The 862-nt window shown below is 69.6% G+C and carries 1 protein-coding gene; it reads right to left on the bottom strand.

The genetic code is table 11. The features are described 5' to 3' along the window. The coding region (locus tag IE316_RS35200) for an alpha-amylase family protein (protein WP_506005158.1) at positions 1-862 on the bottom strand (862 nt) is incomplete at both ends.

The following is an 862-nucleotide window of genomic DNA, read 5'->3' as shown; positions in this document are numbered from 1 at the left end:
TCGCGCAGCGGGGTGTTCTCGCACAGTTCGTAGCCGCTGTAGATGCCCCAGGTGGGGGAGAGGGTGGCGGCGAGGACGGCGCGGGCCTCGAAGGCGGGCCGGCCGCCGTGCTGGAGGTAGGCGTGCAGGATGTCGGGGGTGTTGGCGAAGAAGTTCGGCCGCATGTAGGCCGCGGTCTCACCGGACAGTTCGGTGAGGTACTCGGTGAGTTCCTGCTTGGTGGTGCGCCAGGTGAAGTAGGTGTAGGACTGCTGGAAGCCGATCTGGGCCAGGGTGCGCATCATCGCGGGGCGGGTGAACGCCTCGGCGAGGAAGATCACGTCCGGGTCGTCGGCGTTGACGGCGGCGATGACGCGTTCCCAGAAGACGACCGGTTTGGTGTGGGGGTTGTCGACGCGGAAGATGCGCACCCCGTGGGCCATCCAGTGCCGCAGCACCCGCAGGGTCTCGTTGACCAGGCCGTCCATGTCGGCGTCGAAGGCGATGGGGTAGATGTCCTGGTACTTCTTGGGGGGGTTCTCGGCGTAGGCGATGGTGCCGTCGGCGCGGTGGTGGAACCACTCGGGGTGCTTGTCGACCCAGGGGTGGTCGGGGGAGCACTGCAGGGCGAAGTCCAGGGCGATCTCCAGCCCCAGGTCGCGGGCCCGGGCGACGAAGTCGTCGAAGTCCTCCAGGGTGCCCAGATCGGGGTGGACGGCGTCGTGGCCGCCCTCGGGGGAGCCGATGGCCCAGGGCACGCCGACGTCGCCGGGGCCGGCGGTGAGGGTGTTGTTGGGGCCCTTGCGGTGGGTGGTGCCGATGGGGTGGATGGGCGGGAGGTAGACGACGTCGAAGCCCATGGCGGCGATGGCGGGCAGCCGCC

The organism is Streptomyces fumanus, assembly GCF_014655295.1.
Taxonomy (GTDB): Bacteria; Actinomycetota; Actinomycetes; order Streptomycetales; family Streptomycetaceae; genus Streptomyces; species Streptomyces fumanus.
The sequence above is the reverse complement of the archived record's forward strand: the minus strand, read 5'-3'. Positions and strand labels throughout refer to the sequence as shown.